Below are 20,548 nucleotides of genomic sequence, written 5' to 3' on the forward strand. Positions count from 1 at the left end.
GCCGGCGTGCGGACGGGGGCCGGTGGGCGCGGGGTCAGCTCTCGTCGAGGCCCCAGTAGGGGGACGGGGTCGAGCCGTTGACGGTGTCGCCGAAGAGGGCGGGACGCGCCGGGGCGCCGACGTCGGCGGGGGCGAAGGACGTCACGCCGCCGCGGGCCGGGTCACCGGAGGGGACGGACCAGACGGCGCCGTGGCCGCCGTTCTCACCGGACGCGGAGACCGTCAGATCGGCGTGGCCGTCACCGTCGGTGTCCAGCAGCCGCACGGCGGCACCGAACAGGTCGCCCGCCTCGGCGACGCCGGGCACGCCGGGGGTGTCCTGGCTGTAGGCGAGCGAACCGGTGCCGGTCAGCCCCTTGGCCGAGCCCTTCAGCAGCACCACCGAACCGGCCTTGGCCTTGGCGCCGATGGCCTCGCCGGGGGCGCCGACGGCCAGTTCGTCGTAGCCGTCGCCGTCGGTGTCACCGGCGGAGAGCGACGCGCCGAACACGTCGCCCTCCTCGTTCGCCCCGGGTACGCCGGGCGTGGCCTGGGTGAACGTGTCGGTGCGGCTGCCGAGGCCGGAGGCGGCGCCGTAGCGGACCTTGACGGTGCCGGAGTCGGTCCAGGGGCCCTCGACGATGCCGTCGGGCGCCTCACGCCAGGCGAGGTCCGCGCGGCCGTCACCGTTGAAGTCGCCCGCGGTGGCGGGGAGCGCCTGCGGGCCCTTGTCGGTCTGCTTGGTCAGCCCCTTCGGGCCGCCGAGGAAGAGGGCGCCGGGCCGGGCCGACTCCTCCATGGCGCGGGCCACGTACACGTCGTCGGCGCCGTCGCCGTTGAAGTCGCCCGCGGCCAGGGACAGCGTCTCGGAGTCGCCGTCGGCCACCGACACGGTCTGCTTCCGCGCGGGCCCGCCGTCCCGGGTGAACGGTCCCTGGAGCAGTTCGGCGCGCTTCTCCTGCCCGTACGCGGTGGTGAAGAGGTCCTGGTGGCCGTCGCCGTCGAAGTCGCCGCCCACGGCCTTGTCCGCGTGGCCGAGCACGACGGCGCCCTCACCGCTGATCCCCTTGCCCTTGGTGCCCCACAGGGCGAGCAGGGTGTCCTCCTGCCCGGCCACGAGGACGGCGAGGTCGGTGACGCCGTCGCCGTCGAGGTCACGGGCGACGAGCGTGTCCCCGAACCGGCCCTCGACGGACGGGATACCGGGCGTCCTCGCGTCGATGACGGTGCGGGTCTTCGGGTCCGGCCCGTGCGCGGAGCCGTGGACGACGGTGAGGTACCCGGCGTTGCCCTCCGTCCCGGGGGCGCCGACGGCCAGGTCGTCGTAGCCGTCGCCGTTGAAGTCCTCCTTCAGCACGGTCTTCTCGGCGGCTGCCCGGGGGGTGCTGCCGGGATCGGTACCACCGGACGTGACGGCGCCCGCGGTGACGGCGAGCGCCCCCGCGACGACGGCTCCCACGCCCGTGGCTATCGCTCCCCTGGTGCGCTTACGCACTCGGCCTCCTGGAGATCGGTGATCGGTCTGTCGCTGCGTTCGTACGGCGCCCGGTCCACCGGGCACCGCCCCCGTCCCCCGCCGCGGGGGTGCGATCCGGCGCTCCACGGGCCGTGTCGCACCCCGGGGAGCGGCAGGTCACCCCCGTAGGACACCCGGAAGCCGCCTTCCGGTTGCGTCCCCGTTGCCTTGTGATGGCTCCGTGATTGCCCGGTGATCACCTTCGCCCGCACCGGCGTTGGGGGACGGAGCGCCCGCGCCGCCCGGTGGACGGGCGCGCGCCGCGCGACCGCGCGGCCCGCACCCCTCCCCCTTCCGGACACGCCCTGGCAGGATTCCGGTCATGTTCCCGGCGTCCTCGTCGCTCTCCGCACTCCCCCGGCGCCTCGCCGGGGCCGTGCGCCGCCCCCTGCCCGCCGTGGCCTGCGCCGCGGTGGCGCTCGCGCTGCTCGCGTGGTGGCTGCTGCCCCTGGGCGGCGCCCCGTCCCCCCGGGGCACCGTGACCCTGGCGACGGGCGTCCCCACCGGGGTGTACGCCCGCTACGGCGAGCTGCTGCGGCAGGACCTCGCCCGGGACATGCCGCATCTGGACGTCCGGCTGGCACGCAGCGAGGGCTCCATCGACAACCTGCGCCAACTGACGTCCGGACGGGCGGGGTTCACCATCGCGACGGCCGACGCGGTCGCGGCGTACCGGGAGCGCGGCGAGCCCGGCGCCCGCTCGCTGCGCGCCTGCGCCCGGCTCTACGACGACTACATGCAGTTGGTCGTGCCGGAGGGATCGCGGGTGCGGTCCGCGAAGGATCTGCGCGGCCTGCGGGTGGGCGTGGGCTCCGACGGCTCGGGCGTCCAACTGATCACCCGGCGGCTGATGGCGGCGGCGAACCTCGACTTCGACCGGGACATCCGCCCGGTGCGTGCCGGTATCGACACCATGCCCGCGCTGCTGCGCCACGGGAAGCTGGACGCGTTCTTCTGGTCCGGCGGACTGCCGACCACCGCGGTGCAGCACCTGGAGGCCCGTTTCCCCGTCCGGCTGGTGCAACTCGGCGACCTGGCCGCCGCGTTGCACCGTCAGGGCGGGCAATCGCGCTACTACCGGGAGGCCGTGATGCCGGCCGACGCCTACCCGCGGGCGCAGCACGGGCAGGGCGTGAAGACGATCGCGGTGGCGAATCTGCTGGTCACCACCGACCGCCAGGACGCGGCGCTGACCGAGGCGATGACCCGGACGGTGATACGGAGCCGGGACGCGATCGGCGAGGAGGTGCACGCCGCGCAGAAGGTGGACCTGCGGACCGCGGTCTTCACCGATCCGCTGGCGCTGCACCGGGGCGCGCGGCGGTACTACGTGTCCGAGAAGCCCTGAACCGAAGCGGCCCGGCCCCGGTTGTGTGTCAACCGGGGCCGGGCCGTGCCGTCCGGGGCGCGCGCCGCTCAGGAGCCCGTACCGCTCAGGAGCCGTACCGCTCAGGAGCCGCGCCGCCCGGAGGCGTCCGATCAGGCGGCGGGCGTTCCGCCGGGGCGGCGGCCCGAGCGGCTGCGGCGCGGCCGGCGGCGGCCGCCTGCCGCGCCACCGCCCGCTCCGCCGCCACCCGCGGGGCTGCGCCGTCCGCCGCCCGCGGGGCGCCGCCGGGCGGGCTGCTGCGGGGCGGGCGCGGCGAGCTGGACCGGCTCGCCCGAGGGCGTACGGGCCCCGGTGATCCGTATCAGCTCGGTGTCGCCGGGGCGGACCGCGGCGGTGTCCGGGGTGATCTTCGCCTGGCGCATCAGCCGGGTCATGTCGCGGCGCTGCCCGGGGGTGACGAGCGTGACGACGGTGCCGGACTCCCCGGCCCGCGCGGTGCGGCCGCCGCGGTGCAGGTAGTCCTTGGCCTCGGTGGGCGGGTCGACGTTGACGACGAGGTCGAGGCCGTCGATGTGGATACCGCGGGCGGCGACGTTGGTGGCGATCAGCGCCGAGGCGTGGCCGGTGCGGAACTGCTCCAGGGTGCGGTTGCGCTGCGGCTGCGACTTGCCGCCGTGCAGCGCGGCGGCGCGCACGCCCTGGGCGAGCAGGTGCTTGGTGAGCCGGTCGGCGCCGCGCTTGGTGTCCACGAACATGATCACGCGGCCCTCACGGGCGGCGATCTCGGTGGCGGTGGCGCGCTTGTCGGTGTCGTCGACGTAGAGGACGTGGTGGTCCATGGTCGTGACGGTGGCGGCCGACGGGTCCACGGAGTGGGTGACCGGGTCGCTGAGGAAGCGGCGGACCAACTTGTCGACATTGCGGTCGAGCGTGGCGGAGAACAGCATCCGCTGACCGTTCGGGTCGACCTTCTCCATCAGCCGGGTGACCTGCGGCAGGAAGCCCATGTCGGTCATCTGGTCGGCCTCGTCGAGGACGGTGACGGTGACCTGGTCGAGGGCGCAGGCGCCGCGGTCGAGGAGGTCGGCGAGCCGTCCGGGCGTCGCGACCAGCACCTCCGCGCCACGGCGCAGCGCGTCGGTCTGCCGGTTGATCGACGTCCCGCCGACGACGGTGGTGGTCCGCAGCCCGACCGCCTTGGCGTACGGGGCGAGCGCGTCGGCGACCTGGCCGGCGAGTTCGCGGGTGGGAACGAGCACCAGCGCCAGCGGCCGCTTGCTCTCCGCGCGGCGGCCCGCGGTGCGGCCGAGCAGCGCGAGGCCGAAGGCGAGGGTCTTGCCCGAGCCGGTGCGGCCCCGGCCGAGGACGTCGCGCCCGGCGAGCGTCGCGGGGAGGGTCGCCGCCTGGATGGGGAACGGCTCGGTGACGCCCTGCGCGCCGAGCGCGGTCAGCAGCTCCGGGGCCAGCGGCAGCTCCTCGAAGGAGGCCACGGGGGCGGGGGCGGGCGTGCGAGGGGACGGCGTACGGGGTGCGGCGCTGCGTCGCGGAGCGGTCGCTCGTGTCACTGAAGACCCTTCGGGTGAGGTGAGGCGTGGTCGTGTCGACCGCGCACTCCCCCGTGGGACGGCACTCGGGACACGAGGCGTACGGGTGCGCGGTGGGGCGGGGCCGGACGGTCGCGGTGCGCGTACCGTCCGCCGGCGGGCGGCGGTGCGCCCGGTGCCCCGCGGGGACGGGACGGGGCCCGCACCGGCTGGCCGGTGCGGGCCCCGTCCGCGAGACGCGTGGGCGTCAGGCGGGGATGATGTTCTCCGCCTGCGGGCCCTTCGGGCCCTGGGTCACGTCGAAGGTGACCTTCTGGCCCTCGAGGAGCTCGCGGAAGCCCTGGGACTGGATGTTCGAGTAGTGGGCGAAGACGTCGGGGCCGCCGCCGTCCTGCTCGATGAAGCCGAAGCCCTTTTCCGAGTTGAACCACTTCACGGTGCCGGAAGCCATAATTTTCTCCTTCATGGGGCACGGAGCCCGCACTGCGCGGACTCCCTGTCGCCGAGATGAGTGCCCGACACCGGAGGATTCCGGTAAAAACACGGAACGCCCGGGGCTACCAGCCTCCGGGCGCACACGACGTTCATGGGTACCACAACTGCAACGCCATTCACACTAGCACACTCCGCGGGCGCCCCGGCCGCCGGACGGGCCCGCCCCCCCCGGCCCCGCGCTCACCCGCCGTCCGGGGCGTCCCGCGGCACCGTCACCCGTACCTGGAGACCGTGCGGGACGTTCGGGGCGAAGCGGAGCGTGGCGCCGCCCGCGGTGAGCAGCGCGCGGCTGATGGACAGGCCCAGCCCCGAGCCGGAGACGTTCTGGTGGCGGCCGCTGCGCCAGAACCGGTCGCCGATCCGGGCGAGTTCGTCGTCGGTGAGGCCGGGCCCGCCGTCGGCGACGGTGATCCGTACGCCATCGCCGCGCGGGGAGACGGTGACGGAGACGGGGCCGCCGGGCGGGGTGAACTTCAGGGCGTTGTCGACGATCGCGTCCAGGGCACTGGAGAGGGCGACCGGGTCGGCCCAGCCGGTGACCGCCGCGTGCCCCTCGTACGTCAGGCGCACCCCCTTCCCGTCGGCGAGCGGGCGCCAGGAGCCGACCCGCTCGGCGGCGAGGGCGGCGACGTCGGTGAGCTGGAGATCGGCCGCGGCGTGCTCGGCGAGCGCGAGGTCGAGGAGGTCGTCGAGGACGCGGGCGAGCCGCTTGCCCTCGGTGCGGACGGAGGCGATCTCCGCGTTGCCCTCGGGGAGTTCGAGGGCGAGCAGCTCGATACGGAGCAGCAGCGCGGAGAGCGGGTTGCGCAGTTGGTGGGAGGCGTCCGCGACGAAGGCGCGCTGCTGCTCCAGGACGTCCTCGACGTGGTCGGCCATCTCGTTGAACGAGCGCGCCAGACGCCGCAGTTCGGGCGGCCCGGCGGTGGGGGCGACCCGGGACTTCATCCGGCCGGTGGCGATGTCGTGGCTGGCCGCGTCGAGGACCCTCACCGGCCGCAGCACCCAGCCGGTGAGGCGGAACGCGGCGGCGACGGCGACGAGCATCGCCGCGCACTCCCCGGCGGCGATCAGCAGCCAGCCGCGCAGGATGCGGTGGCGCAGCCGCCCGGTGGGCGAGTCGGTGACGACGACCGCGACGACGTCGCCGTCCCGGATGACGGGCGAGGCGACCGGGATGCGGCCGGCGTCATCCCAGGGCCAGATCTGGTCGGGGTCGTGGCTGCGGTGCCCGGCCAGCGCCTCCTTGAATGCCTGCGCGCCCTTGCCGTCGCGCGCCACGGGCCAGCCGCGCGGGGCGGCGGCCATCGGGGTGCGGTCGCGGTGGAAGACCCCGGCGCGGATGCCGTAGAGATCGTGGTAGCGGTCGAGTTCCCCGGCGAGGGTGGCGCGGCGTTCGTCCTCGTCGCCGGGTGCCTCGGCGGCGGCGCCGGAGCGGTCGGTGACGAACTGCGCGAGGGAGGCGAACCGCGCCGCGTCGTCGATCCGGTCGATGACCACCTTCTGCTGTTCGGCGCCGGCGGTGATCACCGCGAGCGGGACGCCGAGGGCGAGCAGCACCCCGGCGAGCAGGACGATGAGGAGCGGGAGGAGTCGGGTACGCACGGACCTGCCGGGCCTCAGCCGGCCGGGGCGGCGGGCGGCCGCACCGGTGTGGCGGGGGCGACGAGGCGGTATCCGACGCCGCGGACCGTCTCGATGAGCGCGGGCATCCGCAGCTTGGCGCGGAGCGAGGCGATGTGCACCTCCAGGGTCCGGCCGGTCCCCTCCCAACTGGTGCGCCACACCTCGCTGATGATCTGCTCCCGCCGGAAGACCACCCCGGGGCGCTGGGCGAGGAGGGCGAGGAGGTCGAACTCCTTGCGGGTCAGCGGGACGGCGGTGCCGTCCACCGAGACCTGGCGGGTGGGCAGTTCGACGGTGACGGCGCCCAGCCGCAGCGCGTCGTCCGGGCCGCTCTCCTCGGCGCGCGGCTCGGCGGACCCGGACACCCCGCGGCGGCTGACGGCGTGGATACGGGCGAGGAGTTCACCGGTGTCGTACGGCTTGACCACGTAGTCGTCGGCGCCGAGGTTGAGGCCGTGGATGCGGGAGCGGACGTCGGCGCGCGCGGTGACCATGATGACCGGCACCGCGCGGATCCGGCGGATGCGGCCGCAGACCTCGAATCCGTCCTGGTCGGGCAGGCCGAGGTCGAGCAGGACCACCGCGAACGGTTCGTCGTGGTCGGGCAGGAGGGCCTGGAGCGCCTCCTCGCCGCTGCGGGCGTGCACGACGGTGAAGCCGTGCCGCGCGAGCACCGCGGACAGGGCCGCGGCGACATGGTCGTCGTCCTCGACGAGCAGCAGTCTCATCGGCCCGGCCTCCTCCTCGGTGACGTTCTGCGGGTGATGCGTGCGGGAACCACAGGGCATCTACGGCGATGAACGGCGTGCCCGTCAAGGGGCGGCCGCGCCCCGGGCGCCATCCGTTACGCAGCCGGTACGCCCGGCGGCGCCGGAGTGCGGAAGGGGCGCCCGGCGCACCGGCGCACCGGGCGGGCGCGGTGGCGCGGAGGAGCCCCCGAACCGGGGCGGTGAGTTCCGGCCGTCGCGGCCGGATCGTGATGCTCAAGTTCCCCTCAGATGTAATGACGCAGGTCGCGGGCCGTCCTAATGTCCTGGCAACCGAGGAGGACGGAGCTACACGCCGATGAGCGAAGTATCGGGGACCGGGAGCACCGAGGCCCCCGCACCGGCCGGGGACCAGTTGGTCGTGCTGGACAACGTCAACAAGCACTTCGGCGCGTTGCACGTGCTCCAGGACATCGACCTGACGATCCACCGCGGTGAGGTCGTCGTGGTGATCGGGCCGTCCGGGTCCGGCAAGTCGACACTGTGCCGCACCATCAACCGTCTGGAGACGATCGACAGCGGGGCCATCAGCATCGATGGCAAGCCGCTGCCGCAGGAGGGCCGGGAACTGGCCAGGCTCCGTGCCGATGTCGGCATGGTCTTCCAGTCCTTCAACCTCTTCGCGCACAAGACGGTGCTGGAGAACGTGGTCCTGGGCCAGACCAAGGTCCGCCGCACCGACAAGGCGGCCGCCGAGAAGAAGGCGCGCGCCCTGCTCGACCGGGTGGGCGTCGGCACGCAGGCGGACAAGTACCCGGCGCAGTTGTCGGGCGGTCAGCAGCAGCGTGTGGCCATCGCCCGCGCCCTGGCGATGGACCCCAAGGTGATGCTGTTCGACGAGCCGACGTCGGCGCTGGACCCGGAGATGATCAACGAGGTCCTGGAGGTCATGCAGCAGCTCGCCCGGGACGGCATGACGATGGTCGTGGTCACCCACGAGATGGGCTTCGCCCGCTCCGCCGCCAACCGCGTGGTCTTCATGGCGGACGGCCGCATCGTCGAGGAGGCGGAGCCGAACCAGTTCTTCAACAACCCGCGCAGCGACCGCGCGAAGGACTTCCTCTCGAAGATCCTGCACCACTGAGCCCGCGGCCGGGCCACGATGACCGTCAACACCCGTTGCAGACAAAGGACTTTCACCATGAGGATGCGTAAGACGGCCACCGCGTGCGCCGCGGTGCTCGCGCTGGCGGCGACGGCGACCGCGTGCGGCGGCGAGTCGGGCCCGGCGGGCGACAAGCCGGCCGGCGGCGATGTCTACAGCGGCACCTACAAGCCGGCGTCCGGCGTCAAGGTCGACTCCGCGGTGCTGCAGAAGGCCCAGAAGGCGCACCGGATCACCATCGGCGTCAAGGCCGACCAGCCCTTCCTCGGCTTCAAGGACACCTCCGGCACGTACTCCGGCTTCGACATCGAGATCGCCAAGATGGTCGCCGCCGACCTCGGGTTCTCCGACAAGGAGATCACCTTCAAGACGATCGACTCCAACGTCCGTGAGACCACCATCTCCAAGGGACAGGTCGACTTCTACGTCGGTACGTACACCATCAACGAGGAGCGCAAGAAGCAGGTCGACTTCGCGGGGCCGTACTACACCGCGGGCGCCGACCTGCTGGTGGCCCGGGACGACAAGTCGATCACCGGCCCGTCGTCGCTGCGCGGCAAGAAGGTCTGCTCCATCGTCGGCTCCACGCCGCTGGAGGAGATCAAGAAGCCGAAGTACGGCGCCGAGACCATCGAGCTGTCGAAGTACTCGGACTGCGTGAAGTCGCTGCTCGACGGCCAGGTCGCCGCCGTCACCACCGACGACGCGATCCTCAAGGGCTACGCCGCGCAGCGCAAGGACAAGCTGCGGGTCGTCGAGAAGCCCTTCACCAAGGAGCCCTACGGCGTCGGCCTGAAGAAGGGCGACAAGGCGCTGCGCGACGCGATCACCGACGCGCTGGAGAAGCACATCAAGAACGGCGACTACAAGAAGGCGTACGAGGGCACGCTGGGCAAGTCCGGTTCGGCGTTCACCGGCGACACCGCCCCTGAGCTGCCGCTTCCGCGAGGCTGACGCCCTCGCGCCCCGCTTCGGCGGCGGCCGCGCCCGTGTCCCTCCGGGGCGGACCAACGCGCCCGCCGCCGCATTCCCAGGGCTGCGCCCCGTACGCCCGCCGCGCCGGGTGTGCGGGGCGCGCTGCCGTCCGCCGCGCGGGCCCCGCCCCCTTCCCGCCGCCGACCCGACCGCAACCGCGGAGACCCCATGAACGTACTCCTCGATCATCTTCCCGAGTTCCGTGACGGCTTCCTCGGGACCCTGGCGATCACCGCGGCCAGCGCGCTGCTGGCACTGGTGCTCGGCCTCCTCATAGCCGGCTTCCGGGTCTCCCCGATCCCGCCGCTGCGCGCGTTCGGGACGGCCTGGGTCACGGTGTTGCGGAACACCCCGCTCACCCTGCTCTTCCTCGTCGCCTTCTTCGTCGTGCCGCAGATCCTCTTCCCCGGCACCAGCCCGTTCGTGCTGGCCACGCTGGCGCTGGGCTTCTACACCTCGTCGTTCGTGTGCGAGGCGGTGCGCTCGGGCATCTCGACGGTGCCGATCGGGCAGGCGGAGGCGGCCCGGTCACTGGGCATGACGTTCTCCCAGACGCTGCGCATGATCGTGCTGCCGCAGGCCACCCGCACGGTGCTGCCGCCGCTCAGCTCCATCTTCATCGCGCTGACGAAGAACTCCGCCATCGCGGGCGCCTTCAGCGTCACCGAACTCTTCAACGTCTCGAAGCTGCTGAGCGACCGGGGCTTCGCCATCGGCTGGATCTTCCTGTGGATCGCCCTGGCCTACCTCGTCATCACCTTCTCGATCAGCGGTCTCTTCCGGCTGCTGGAGCGGCGGATGGGGGTGGCCCGGTGAGCGGGGCCGGACGGCGGATCAGTACGACGTGGGTGCCGCGCGCAGGCGGGGCGGATCGAAGCGAGGTATCGGCATGAGCGGCGCCAGCGTTCTCTACGACGCACCGGGCCCGAGGACGAAGGCGCGTAACCGCCTCTACAGCATCGTCGGTTCGGTGGCGGTGGTGGCCCTGATCGGCTTCGTCATCGCGCGGCTGGCCGCCAAGGGCCAGTTCAAGCCCGAGATGTGGAACATCTTCAACTACGCCGATGTGCGGACCAGTCTGCGCGACGGTGTGCTGACCACCCTGGGCGTCTTCGCGGTCGCCGCGGTCCTCTCGCTGGCCCTGGGCGTGCTGCTGGCGGTGGCGCGGCTCTCCGACCACAAGCCGGTGCGCGCTCTGGCGACCGGTTTCGTCGAACTGTTCCGCGCGATCCCGCTGCTGATCACCATCTACGTGCTGTGGGTGATCCTCCTCGCCAACCGCGACGCGCTCGGCCTGTCCGGCAACGGACCGCAGTTCTGGGCGCTGGTGGTGGGCCTGACCGCGTACAACGGCTCGGTCCAGGCCGAGGTGCTGCGGGCCGGCATCGTGGCGGTGCCGCGCGGCCAGAGCGAGGCGGCGTACGCGCTGGGCATGCGCAAGACGCAGGTCATGACGACGGTGCTGATCCCGCAGGCGGTGCGGGCGATGCTGCCGACGATCATCAGCCAGCTCGTGGTGACGCTGAAGGACACCTCCCTCGGCTACATCATCACGTTCGAGGAACTCCTCTACACCGCCCGCCAGATGAGCACCAACATCATCGTGGGCGGCTCGGACACCTATGTCCCGGTCATCATCGTCACCGGCGTCATCTACGTCGCGATGTGCCTGGCGCTGTCCGCCCTGGCCACCTGGATCGAGCGGCGCGGCCGCCGGACGAAGCGTGGTGTGGCACCGGCCACCGCCGCGCCCGCGGGCGACCCGGCCGACGCCGCCGGGAAGGACACCGCCGCGACGCCGTGACCGGCCGGCGGACGGCGGCGCGGACAAGACGTGCGGGGGCGGCGCCGGGCCCGGCGCCGCCCCCGTCACTTGACGCGGACGGTCGCAGTGGGTTGCATACGCTGTGTGATCACGCACCCGGCGCCAACTGCCCGTTCCCGTACCGCCGCTTCGCCCCTCCGGGGCCGGGGAGCCACCTCGTGGACCCGGTGATCGTCGTGGGGGCGGGCCCGGTCGGCCTCGCCCTCTCCCTCTCCCTCGCCCGTCTCGGCGTCCCCTCCGTCGTCCTCGACGACACCACAGGACCGGAGCCCGCCCGCCCGGCCCGTACCGCCGTCCTGCGCGACGACACCGCGGGGTACGTGGCCCGGCTGGGCGGCGCCGGCGCCCTGGCCTCGGCCGGCACCCGCTGGACGGCGTGGCGCACGGTGCGCCGGCGGCGGCTGATGGAACGGGTGGAATTCGCCCCCGGCGGCCCCTGGACACCCGGGGACGGTGACGCGCCCGCCTCACCCGTCCACCTCCCCCAGCACGCGCTGACCGGTGCGCTCCGCGCCGCGCTGGAGGGCGAGGAGCTGGCCCGGATCGTCAGCGGCAGCCGCCTGGTCGAGATCGAGCAGGACACCGGCGGCGTCAGCGCCCACACCCGCGGCCCCGGCGGCACCTGGTGGCGCGGGAGCTTCCTGATCGGCTGCGACGGTCCGCGCTCCACCGTCCGCAAACTGCTGGAGATCCGCTTCCCCGGCCGCACCTCCGTCGAACGGCACGCGGTGGCCGCGATCCGTGCGGAACTGCCCTGGCCCGGCGAGGCGCTGCTGCACCGCGCCCCCGGGCGGCACGGCGGCGCGGAGGTCTGCGCCCGGCCGCTGCCGGACGGGGTGTGGCGGCTGGACTGGCTGCTGCCGCCGGGCCGCGACCTGGTCACCCCGGACGCGCTGGTGGCCAAGGTCCGCGACTCGCTGGCCGGCTGGGCCGCCGAACCCGCCCTGGCCGCCGGTGACGCCGCGGCCCCGGAGCCTGGCCGCGGCCGCGGCCAGGAGCGCCCGGTGCCGCCGTACGAACTGCTCGACACCGGTGTGCACACCGTCCACCACCGGCTGGCGCGGCGCTGGCGGCACGGGCGGGCCTTCCTCGCCGGGGACGCGGCCCATCTGCTGGGCGCGCTCGGGACGCAGGGCCTCGACGAGGGGCTGCGGGACGCCGAGAACCTCGCCTGGAAACTGGCACTCGCCTGGCACCACGGGGCGTCCGAGACGCTGCTGGACAGCTACCAGGCCGAGCGGCGCGGGGCGGTGGCCGCCCGGTTGCGCGCCGCCGACCAGGCACTTCCGCTGCTGCGGGACGGCGGTGCGGGACGGCTGCGGCGCGCGCTGCCGGGCGCGGCACGGGGTGGCTCCGCGCTGCTGACCGACGGTCACCTGGGCCGCGGGCCGCTGGGCGCGCCGCCGGTCCACGCCCGGTCGCCGCTCGCCCCGGCCCCGGAGCACGCCGCGGCGGCGCCGGTCGGCACCCTGCCGGGCGCGCCGGTCGCCGACGTCCCGGTGACGACCGCCGACGGTGCGGTGGTACGGCTGCGGGAACGGCTGGGCCAGGGGCTGCTGCTGGTGCTCGTCGCGCCCGGCACGGGGGTATGGGACCCGCGGCACTGGCGGTCCGCCGGGCTGATGCCCCGGCTGACCGGCGCCGCCGAGGGACTGCCGCTCGCCGCCGAGGTGCTGGTCGCCGAGGAGTATCCGGGGGCGGCCGCGCACACCGTGCTGCTGGTGCGCCCGGACGGCCATCTGGTCACCGCGATGTCCGGCGTCCGCCCGGCCGAGCTGTACGCCTGCGCGGACGCGGTACGCGGCGGGGCCTCCGGCGGGACGGCGCACCGGCCGCCGGACGAGGCCGACACCACGGCCTCCGGCGGTGCGGCGGGTGGCCCCGCGGGCGCGGAATCCGCGGTTGACCCTGCGGGAACGCCCGTGTTTCACTCCGAAGGTGACTGAGCACGGCGCGCGTTTTTGGCGGAGGGTCCATCTCGACCTGCTCCGCTACGCGGGCTGCACCTGTCGTCCGTCCTGCTGATCCGCAGTTCTTCCCGCGCGCTCCCGGCCGTCCGGCCGCGATGAGCGCGTCTCTTCGCGATCTTCCAGGACGGTGTCCCGTGCCCGCTCTCCCCACCCCGCTCCGCCCTCGGACCGCCCCGCCCACGGGCGGTCCGAGCGCCGCGGAGCTGCTCACCTTCGTCCGCCGCACCGCCGCGGACGCCGCGCTCGTCGCCTCCCTCCCCCTCGATCCCGAGGGCCGCACCTGGCTCCGGCTGGACGGCCCGGACGGCAGCGAGGCATGGCTGATCGGCTGGCCCCCGGGCACCGGCACCGGCTGGCACGACCACGGCGGCTCGCGCGGCGCCTTCGCCGCGGCCGCCGGTGCGCTGACGGAGGATTCCCTCACCGTGCAACTGCCCACCGAGGGCTGGCGGACCCTGGAACTGGCCGACGGCGTCGACCGCACCCGCGTCCTGACCGGCGGCCGGGGCCGGGCGTTCGGGGCGCACCACGTCCACCAGGTGCGCAACGCCTCCCGGGGCACCCACGCGGTCTCGGTGCACGCCTACTATCCGCCGCTCCCCCTGATGCGCCGCTACAGCCGCACCGGGCCGCTGCTCCGCCTCGAAGAGGTCGAGCGCCCGGAGGACTGGGCATGAGCACCGGGCCGGCCGCGGCGCCGGACACCACCGCGGACGCCCCGCACCACCCACGGAAGACAGCCGACGGAGAGACGGAGGCGGGCAGTTGAGCGCCATCGACACACTGCTGGAACAGACCCGGGCCCAACTGGACCGGCTGGAGCCGGCGCAGGCCGCGGCGGTGCAGCGGGCGGGCGGTCTGCTCGTCGACATCCGCTACGCGGCGCTGCGCGACCGCGACGGCACCATCCCCGGCGCGCTGATCGTGGAACGCAACGAGCTGGAGTGGCGCCTCGACCCGACCGGCGCCCACCGCGCTCCCGAGGCGACCGGCCACGATCTGCACACCGTCATCATCTGCAACGAGGGGTACGCGTCGAGCCTCGCCGCCGTCTCCCTCCATCAACTGGGACTGCACCGGGCCACCGACCTGACCGGCGGCTTCCAGGCCTGGCGCGCGGCGGGCCTCCCCGTCATCCCCGGCACGGGCCCCGCCTCTGTCTGACCGGTACGGCCACCGCCTCCGGCCGATCGGTACGGGGGCGGTCGGGGGCTTGCGTGTGCCTGGGCACGCCTCGGTCCGCGCCGAGGCACACGCCCCTGCTTGTGGCGGGCCGGGGGGGGGAGGTGGCGTCGGCACGCTCGGCGCTCCCCGGTCCGTCCCCCTTTCCGCACCGGCGGAGGGCGGGACGTGACGAGCCGTGACGGGGCGCCGGGCGTCACGGCGGGCCGGGCGCGCCGGGGCCCGGAGCGCTACTCCTGCTCCCAGCGCTCCAGCAGTTCGGGGTCCTCGCCTTCCTCCTCCAGTGCCCGGCGGACCACCCGCAGGGCCAGGCCCTCGGAGTAGCCCTTGCGGGCCAGCATCCCGGCGAGGCGCCGCAGCCGTTTGTCGCGCTCCAGCCCTCTGGTGGAGCGGAGCTTGCGCTCCACCAGCTCCCGGGCGGTGGCCTCCTCCTGCTCGGGGTCGAGGCGGCCGACCGCCTGGTCGATGACGTCGGACTCGACGCCCTTGGTCCGCAGTTCCCGGGCGAGCGCCCGCCTGGCCAGGCCCCGCCCGTGGTGCCGGGACTCCACCCACGCGTCGGCGAACGCCGTGTCGTCGATGAGCCCGACCTCCACGAAGCGGGAGAGCACCTCCTCGGCCGCCTCCTCCGGGATGCCCCGCTTGCGCAGGGCCTCCGCGAGCTGGCTGCGGGTGCGCGGTGACCCGGTGAGCAGGCGCAGGCATATCGCCCGCGCCTGCTCCTCGGGCGTACGCGGAGACCCCTGCCCGGCCCTCGACGAGGAGGGGCCCCCGCTGTCGTCACGGCCGCCGTGGCCCTCACGGTGTCCGGCGCCGCCCATGGCGTGGCCGCCCTCGGGCCATTCCGTTCGCCGCGTCATGACGGACTAGCTCTTGGCCGCGGTGGCCTTGGCACCCTTGGTGCTCTTGGCCGCGGGGGCCGGGACCGACTTGGCGGGCTCGGCCGGGCCCGCGGCGTCCGGACCGGGCTCCGCCGCCGGGTCCTGCGGCTTGACGCCGATGCCCAGCTTCTCCTTGATCTTCTTCTCGACCTCGTTGGCGAGGTCGGGGTTGTCCTTGAGGAAGTTGCGGGCGTTCTCCTTGCCCTGGCCGAGCTGATCGCCCTCGTACGTGTACCAGGCGCCCGACTTGCGGATGAAGCCGTGCTCCACGCCCATGTCGATCAGGCCGCCCTCGCGGCTGATGCCCTGGCCGTAGAGGATGTCGAACTCGGCCTGCTTGAAGGGCGGGGCGACCTTGTTCTTGACCACCTTGCAGCGGGTGCGGTTGCCGACCGCCTCCGTGCCGTCCTTGAGGGTCTCGATACGGCGGATGTCGATACGCACCGAGGCGTAGAACTTCAGGGCGCGGCCACCGGTCGTGGTCTCCGGCGAGCCGAACATCACGCCGATCTTCTCGCGGAGCTGGTTGATGAAGATCGCGGTGGTCTTGGACTGGTTGAGCGCGCTGGTGATCTTGCGCAGCGCCTGGCTCATCAGCCGGGCCTGGAGGCCGACGTGGGAGTCGCCCATCTCACCCTCGATCTCCGCCTTCGGCACCAGGGCCGCGACGGAGTCGATGACGATGAGGTCGAGGGCGCCGGAGCGGACCAGCATGTCCGTGATCTCCAGGGCCTGCTCACCGTTGTCCGGCTGGGAGAGGATCAGGGCGTCCGTGTCCACGCCGAGCTTCTTGGCGTACTCGGGGTCGAGCGCGTGCTCGGCGTCGATGAACGCCACGGAGCCGCCAGCCTTCTGGGCGTTGGCCACCGCGTGCAGGGTCAGGGTCGTCTTACCGGAGGACTCCGGTCCGTAGACCTCCACGACGCGGCCGCGGGGGATACCGCCGACACCCAGCGCCACGTCGAGCGCGGTCGACCCGGTGGGGATGACCTCGATGGGTTCGTTCGGCCGCTCCCCCATGCGCATCACGGCGCCCTTGCCGAATTGCCGTTCAATCTGTGCGAGCGCGGCGTCGAGCGCCTTCTCGCGGTCAGTGCCTGCCATGGGTTCCACCCGATTTGCTTGAGTCGATCGCTTCACGTCCACGACGCTAACGCCTGCCACTGACAATGCGCCCGGACCCGGCTCCGGCCTGTGGACAACTCGGCGGTGAAGCCCCGGAACCCCCGCTCCGGCGTACAGGTCGGACCCTCATAAGAATGGATGTTCGATTTTACTGTCAAGCGGATCACGCGGCAGGTCCGCCGCCTCGCGGCGAGGCCCGAGCGGATGCGGCACCCGGCCACCGGAGCGCGGCCGGCGACCGGCGGGTTTTCCGTACACCCCCGCTCCGGCCCGGTCCGGCCCGACGACCACGTATCGATCGCGGGCGACTTCCCTCGCGCGGAGCTGGAAACCTACGTCCGCGGCTCCTTCGAGTCGCTGAAGCGGGAGCAGGCCGGGCTGCTCGCCCGGACACAGCGCGTGCGCCGGCCGACCGCCGTCCCGGCCGCCCCGCCCCCGCTCACCCGCTGTGCGCCGTGAGCCGGTACCCCTCCGGGCCCTCGAACGAGAACATCGGGCCGAAAGGGCTCTCCGCCAGCGGCGTGAGGATCTCGATCCCGTCGGCGACGAGCCGGTCGTGGAGTTGCCGGGCGTCCGGGGTCCGGAACCAGAGCACCACCCCGAGGCCGGGCCGCGCGGCGTCGGCGAGGTCGGTGTCCGGGAACAGCTCGCGGACGGCGAACGGGATCGGCGCGGTGTCGAAGACCACCGCATGGGGCGGCGAGACCGCGGCCCGGCGCATCCCCAGGTGCCGCTCGCAGAAGGCCGCGGCGGCCTCCACGTCACGGACCTGGAGGGCAGCGAAGACGGGACCATCAACGGCGACAGGCATGGGACTCCCTCACTTTGACACAGGACTTCGATGTCAGGACTTTGACATGGGGGAGGCTAGGGGCCGAAGGGGAGGCATGTCAAAATGCTGACATGAAGGAGAGTGTGCCGCCGGAACCGCCCCCGCCCGCCGACGATGTCACCCATCACCTGGGCTACCTGCTCAAACGCGCCCAGGCGGCGCTGCGTGGCGCCATGGACAGGGCGCTGCGCGAACACGGGCTGACCGTGCCGCAGTACGCCACGCTCGAACTGCTGGCGCTCCACCCCGGGATGTCCAACGCCGACCTCGCCCGCGCGACCTTCGTCACCCGGCAGTCCGGGAACGTCGTCCTGCGGGGGCTCCAGGAGTCCGGGCTGATCACCCGCCCCGCCGCCGCCGATCACGGGCGTGCCCGGCCCGCCCGCCTCACCGAGGAGGGCCGGGCACGGCTGGCCGAGGTCCAGACCGCCGTCCGCGCCGTCGAGCGGCGTATGGCCGACGCCGTCCCGCCGCGGCGCGCCGCGGCGCTCCTGACCGACCTCGACCGCATCGCGGCGGCGCTGGAGGAGTGACCGTCAGCGCCGCGGAGCGTCCCCGGGCGGCTCCGTCCCCTCCGGGGGGCCGTCCCCCGGCGCCTCCGTCCCCCCGGGTGCGTCGCGGTGCAGCCCCTGGCGGACCCGGGCCAGTGCCCGCGCGGTACGGCGGGAGCGGTGGCCGCCGTGGACCCTCGGGTCGGTCACCTCGTACCGCTTGACGTACGCGCTCAGGAACGCCTGGAGGGTCGCCGTCGCGGGGATCGCGATCAGCGCGCCGACGGCGCCGAGCAGCGCCGTGCCCGCGATGACGGAGCCGAAGGCGACGGCGGGGTGGATGTCCACCGTGCGCGCGGTGATCCGGGGCTGCAGCAGATAGTTCTCGAACTGCTGGTAGACCACGACGAACGCGAAGACCCACAGCGCGTACCAGGGGTCCACGGTGAAGGCGATCAGGACGGGCAGGGCGCCCGCGAGATAGGTGCCGATGGTCGGGATGAACTGCGAGACCAGGCCGACCCAGACGCCCAGCGCCGGCGCGTAGGGCACCCCGAGGATCTCCAGCAGGACGTAGTGGGCGAACCCGGAGATCAGCGCCATCAGGCCCCGTGAGTAGAGGTAGCCGCCCGTCTTGGCGACCGCGATCTCCCAGGCGCGCAACACCTCCGCCTGGCGGTGCGGCGGCAGCACGGAGCACAGCGCGCGGCGCAGCCGGGGCCCGTCGGCCGCGAAGTAGAACGAGAACAGCGCCACCGTCAGGAGGTTGAACAGGCTGCCCAGCACCGTCGCGGAGACGGCGAGGACGTTGTTGGCGCTGTCCTGGACGTACTTCTGCAGCCAGTCGGAGTTGAGGAGGTTGTTCTGCACCTCCAGCCGGGACAGGTGGGTGTGGAAGGTGCTGTTCGACCAGCTGATGACGGAGTCCAGGTACTGCGGGAACTCCTCGACCATGGTCGCGATCTGGCCCGCGACCATCGACCCGAGGAGGGCGAAGAAGCCCGCCGCGGCGACGAGGATGCCGATGAAGACCGCGCCGGTGGCCAGCCCGCGCCGGACGCCGCGGGCCGCCATCCAGTCCACCGCGGGCTCGACGGCCAGCGCGAGGAAGAAGGCGATCAGGATGTTCAGCAGCAGGCTGATCAACTGGTGGAATCCCCAGCTCGCGAGCTGGAAACAGGCCACCAGCGCGAGGGCCAGCACCATGGCGCGCGGCAGCCAGCGCGGCATCCGCGCGTCCGGCGGCTGGGGAGGTCGTCGGTCGTCGGTGAGCGGGTCTTCATTCGCGGGCACCGGCCCAGTGTCGCGCACCCGTACGACAATCCGGGCCGTCGCCCGGAGTTCGGCGGCGGGCCACCCGCCCCGGGGCGGGTGGCCCGGCCACGCCCCGTGCCCGGGCCCTGGGTGCTCCGGTCAGCGCCGTTCCTGCGGTACGTCCATCGTGGCGCAGACCACCCGCCACACCTCCTTGGCGCTCCATCCGGCGTCCAGCGCCTCATGGACGGTGCGGCCCCCGAGGCCGGACATCACGTGGTCGCGGGCGAACGAGTCGGCGTACGCCGGTCCGAAGTGGTCCGCCATCCGCTGCCAGAAATCCGTCAGCCTCATGAATCCCGTCTCCTCCTGGCCCGGCCCGGCCCGCCCGTCCGCCGGTCCGCGGCCGGCAGCGCACCGTGGCTCTCCGCAGCGTATGCCCTTCCCGCCGGGGCCCGCCGCCGTCAATGCGGCGCCCCGGAGGTCCCGCCCTGGGAGGGCACGGGCCCCGGGGCGGTGCGCCGGGGCGCGATCCGGCCCTACGGTGCGGGGCATGGCCGAGAACACCACCCCGTCGCCGTCCCCGCTGGCCCGTGCCGAGCGCTTCGTGTGGTTCACCGCCCGGGTGCTGGAACAGCGGCTCTTCGCGTACCACTTCCGCGACGGCGGTGACGGCCCGGTGGAGACGGCGCTCGCCGCGTACCGCAACGACGACGGCGGCTACGGCCACGCGCTGGCGCCGGAGCTGCGCGGTCCGGCCAGCCAGCCGCTGCACACCGCGTACGCCCTGGGGGTGCTGGACGGCATCGGGCGGTGCGGCAGCCGCCACATCGAGCACGTCTGCCGCTATCTGACGCGGATCTCGACCCGGGACGGGGCGTTGCCCGCGCTGCACCCGGTGGCGCACGGGTACCCGGCCGTCCCGTGGCTGCCGGTCGCCGGTGAGCCGTCCAGTTCCCTGCTGGCCACCGGGCCCGTGGTGGGTGTGCTGCACCGCAACGACGCCTGGCACGCGTGGCTGTTCCGGGCCACGGAGTACTGCTGGGCCGCCGTGGAGTCCCTGACCGACACCCACCCCTACGAGGTCCGGGCGGCGCTCGCCTTCCTGGACGGCGTCCCGGACCGCCGCCGCGCCGCGGCCGCCGCGCACCGGCTGGGCACCCTGGTACGGGACCGGGGCCTGGTCGTCCTCGATCCGGCGCGGGCCCCGGCGACGCCGGTCGCCCCGGGGTACGCCCCCGGGGAGCACCACTTCGCGTACGACTACGCGGCCACGCCCGGCTCGCTGGCCCGCGGCTGGTTCACCGACGCGGAGCTGGCGCGGTCGCTGGACCACCTCGCCGCGCTCCAGCGCGCGGACGGCGGCTGGCCCGCCGGCGGGCACGTCCGGGCACCGGGCACGGCGGCGGAGAGCCGCCCGGTCGCCACCCTGCGGGCCCTGCTGACGCTGCGGGCGTACGGGCGGTCGCCCGCCTGAGCGGGGGCGGGCGCGGAGGCCGTGGCGGGGGCGCGGAGGCCGTGGCCGGGCGGCGGGGCGGCGCACGGCGCGCTCGGCAAGGCCGCGGCCGACCCACCGCACCCCTGCCGCACCCGCGTCGACCTGCGCCGATGCCGTGTTCCGGCGGCGTTGTCAGTGGTCCGGTGCACGATGGGGGGC

General features: G+C 73.9%; 21 protein-coding genes. 11 read left to right on the forward strand and 10 right to left on the reverse strand.

Features of this window, described 5'->3' with window-relative positions; translation table 11 throughout:
* Window positions 1-34: 34 nt before the first annotated feature.
* A complete protein-coding gene (locus tag ACGH2B_RS05360) occupies window positions 35-1,474 on the reverse strand; it encodes an FG-GAP-like repeat-containing protein (RefSeq protein ID WP_399084872.1) in 1,440 nt (479 codons plus the stop codon).
* A 343-nt stretch (window positions 1,475-1,817) separates the two neighbouring features.
* Here ACGH2B_RS05360 and ACGH2B_RS05365 point away from each other — a divergent pair, with 343 nt between their 5' ends.
* Window positions 1,818-2,843, forward strand: a complete 1,026-nt coding sequence (locus ACGH2B_RS05365; protein ID WP_399084875.1) for a TAXI family TRAP transporter solute-binding subunit — start codon at window positions 1,818-1,820, stop codon at window positions 2,841-2,843.
* A 131-nt stretch (window positions 2,844-2,974) separates the two neighbouring features.
* Here the strand turns inward: ACGH2B_RS05365 and ACGH2B_RS05370 are convergent, their stop codons facing one another.
* The 4 genes from ACGH2B_RS05370 to ACGH2B_RS05385 form a co-directional block, all read right to left on the reverse strand.
* The gene (locus ACGH2B_RS05370) at window positions 2,975-4,312 is read right to left on the reverse strand and encodes a DEAD/DEAH box helicase (protein ID WP_399084878.1); all 1,338 of its coding nucleotides are present in this window, start codon (window positions 4,310-4,312) and stop codon (window positions 2,975-2,977) included.
* A gap of 301 nt (window positions 4,313-4,613) precedes the next feature.
* Window positions 4,614-4,817: a cold-shock protein gene (locus ACGH2B_RS05375; protein ID WP_384434400.1), complete on the reverse strand. Its 204-nt coding sequence runs from the start codon at window positions 4,815-4,817 to the stop codon at window positions 4,614-4,616.
* A gap of 224 nt (window positions 4,818-5,041) precedes the next feature.
* Complete coding sequence (locus ACGH2B_RS05380; RefSeq protein WP_399084881.1) at window positions 5,042-6,463, reverse strand: sensor histidine kinase; 1,422 nt, start codon at window positions 6,461-6,463, stop codon at window positions 5,042-5,044.
* Between the two features lie 14 nt (window positions 6,464-6,477).
* Window positions 6,478-7,212 (reverse strand): response regulator transcription factor, encoded by a 735-nt coding sequence (locus ACGH2B_RS05385; protein WP_399084884.1) that lies wholly within the window; start codon window positions 7,210-7,212, stop codon window positions 6,478-6,480.
* A gap of 337 nt (window positions 7,213-7,549) precedes the next feature.
* Here ACGH2B_RS05385 and ACGH2B_RS05390 point away from each other — a divergent pair, with 337 nt between their 5' ends.
* The 7 genes from ACGH2B_RS05390 (at window position 7,550) to ACGH2B_RS05420 (ending at window position 14,290) form a co-directional block, all read left to right on the forward strand.
* Window positions 7,550-8,335: an amino acid ABC transporter ATP-binding protein gene (locus tag ACGH2B_RS05390; RefSeq protein ID WP_143944387.1), complete on the forward strand. Its 786-nt coding sequence runs from the start codon at window positions 7,550-7,552 to the stop codon at window positions 8,333-8,335.
* A gap of 57 nt (window positions 8,336-8,392) precedes the next feature.
* The gene (locus ACGH2B_RS05395; RefSeq protein WP_399084888.1) at window positions 8,393-9,310 is read left to right on the forward strand and encodes a glutamate ABC transporter substrate-binding protein; all 918 of its coding nucleotides are present in this window, start codon (window positions 8,393-8,395) and stop codon (window positions 9,308-9,310) included.
* Window positions 9,311-9,499: 189 nt separating this feature from the next.
* A complete protein-coding gene (locus ACGH2B_RS05400) occupies window positions 9,500-10,147 on the forward strand; it encodes an amino acid ABC transporter permease (RefSeq protein ID WP_399084891.1) in 648 nt (215 codons plus the stop codon).
* Between the two features lie 73 nt (window positions 10,148-10,220).
* Entirely contained in the window at window positions 10,221-11,135 is a 915-nt protein-coding gene (locus tag ACGH2B_RS05405; protein WP_399084894.1) for an amino acid ABC transporter permease, read from the forward strand.
* A gap of 179 nt (window positions 11,136-11,314) precedes the next feature.
* Entirely contained in the window at window positions 11,315-13,102 is a 1,788-nt protein-coding gene (locus ACGH2B_RS05410; protein WP_399084897.1) for an FAD-dependent monooxygenase, read from the forward strand.
* 119 nt (window positions 13,103-13,221) lie between these two features.
* Entirely contained in the window at window positions 13,222-13,803 is a 582-nt protein-coding gene (locus ACGH2B_RS05415; RefSeq protein ID WP_399084900.1) for a cysteine dioxygenase, read from the forward strand.
* An 88-nt stretch (window positions 13,804-13,891) separates the two neighbouring features.
* Complete coding sequence (locus ACGH2B_RS05420; protein WP_399084903.1) at window positions 13,892-14,290, forward strand: rhodanese-like domain-containing protein; 399 nt, start codon at window positions 13,892-13,894, stop codon at window positions 14,288-14,290.
* A 248-nt stretch (window positions 14,291-14,538) separates the two neighbouring features.
* Here the strand turns inward: ACGH2B_RS05420 and recX are convergent, their stop codons facing one another.
* Complete coding sequence (recX, locus tag ACGH2B_RS05425; protein ID WP_399084906.1) at window positions 14,539-15,168, reverse strand: recombination regulator RecX; 630 nt, start codon at window positions 15,166-15,168, stop codon at window positions 14,539-14,541.
* A gap of 6 nt (window positions 15,169-15,174) precedes the next feature.
* The gene (gene recA / locus ACGH2B_RS05430; RefSeq protein WP_399084909.1) at window positions 15,175-16,302 is read right to left on the reverse strand and encodes a recombinase RecA; all 1,128 of its coding nucleotides are present in this window, start codon (window positions 16,300-16,302) and stop codon (window positions 15,175-15,177) included.
* A gap of 150 nt (window positions 16,303-16,452) precedes the next feature.
* Between recA and ACGH2B_RS05435 the strand changes: the two genes are divergently transcribed.
* Window positions 16,453-16,773 carry a hypothetical protein gene (locus ACGH2B_RS05435; protein ID WP_399084912.1) on the forward strand — a complete coding sequence of 107 codons (321 nt, stop codon included), beginning with the start codon at window positions 16,453-16,455 and terminating at the stop codon, window positions 16,771-16,773.
* Here ACGH2B_RS05435 and ACGH2B_RS05440 read toward each other — a convergent pair.
* On the reverse strand, window positions 16,754-17,125 hold the full coding sequence (locus ACGH2B_RS05440) for a VOC family protein (protein WP_399084915.1): 372 nt from the start codon (window positions 17,123-17,125) through the stop codon (window positions 16,754-16,756). The two genes, ACGH2B_RS05435 and ACGH2B_RS05440, sit on opposite strands and share 20 nt — an antisense overlap.
* A gap of 92 nt (window positions 17,126-17,217) precedes the next feature.
* On the opposite strand from ACGH2B_RS05440, the gene ACGH2B_RS05445 reads away from it, so the two are divergent.
* Complete coding sequence (locus tag ACGH2B_RS05445) at window positions 17,218-17,679, forward strand: MarR family winged helix-turn-helix transcriptional regulator (protein ID WP_399084918.1); 462 nt, start codon at window positions 17,218-17,220, stop codon at window positions 17,677-17,679.
* 3 nt (window positions 17,680-17,682) lie between these two features.
* Here ACGH2B_RS05445 and ACGH2B_RS05450 read toward each other — a convergent pair whose 3' ends face one another.
* The gene (locus ACGH2B_RS05450) at window positions 17,683-18,930 is read right to left on the reverse strand and encodes an AI-2E family transporter (protein WP_399084922.1); all 1,248 of its coding nucleotides are present in this window, start codon (window positions 18,928-18,930) and stop codon (window positions 17,683-17,685) included.
* Between the two features lie 120 nt (window positions 18,931-19,050).
* Window positions 19,051-19,245, reverse strand: coding sequence for a DUF3046 domain-containing protein (locus tag ACGH2B_RS05455; RefSeq protein WP_399084925.1), 195 nt, complete (start codon window positions 19,243-19,245; stop codon window positions 19,051-19,053).
* Window positions 19,246-19,444: 199 nt separating this feature from the next.
* Here ACGH2B_RS05455 and ACGH2B_RS05460 point away from each other — a divergent pair, with 199 nt between their 5' ends.
* The gene (locus ACGH2B_RS05460; RefSeq protein ID WP_399084928.1) at window positions 19,445-20,368 is read left to right on the forward strand and encodes a hypothetical protein; all 924 of its coding nucleotides are present in this window, start codon (window positions 19,445-19,447) and stop codon (window positions 20,366-20,368) included.
* Window positions 20,369-20,548 lie beyond the last annotated feature (180 nt).

Source organism: Streptomyces sp. BBFR2 (assembly GCF_044497305.1).
Classification (GTDB): Bacteria; Actinomycetota; Actinomycetes; order Streptomycetales; family Streptomycetaceae; genus Streptomyces.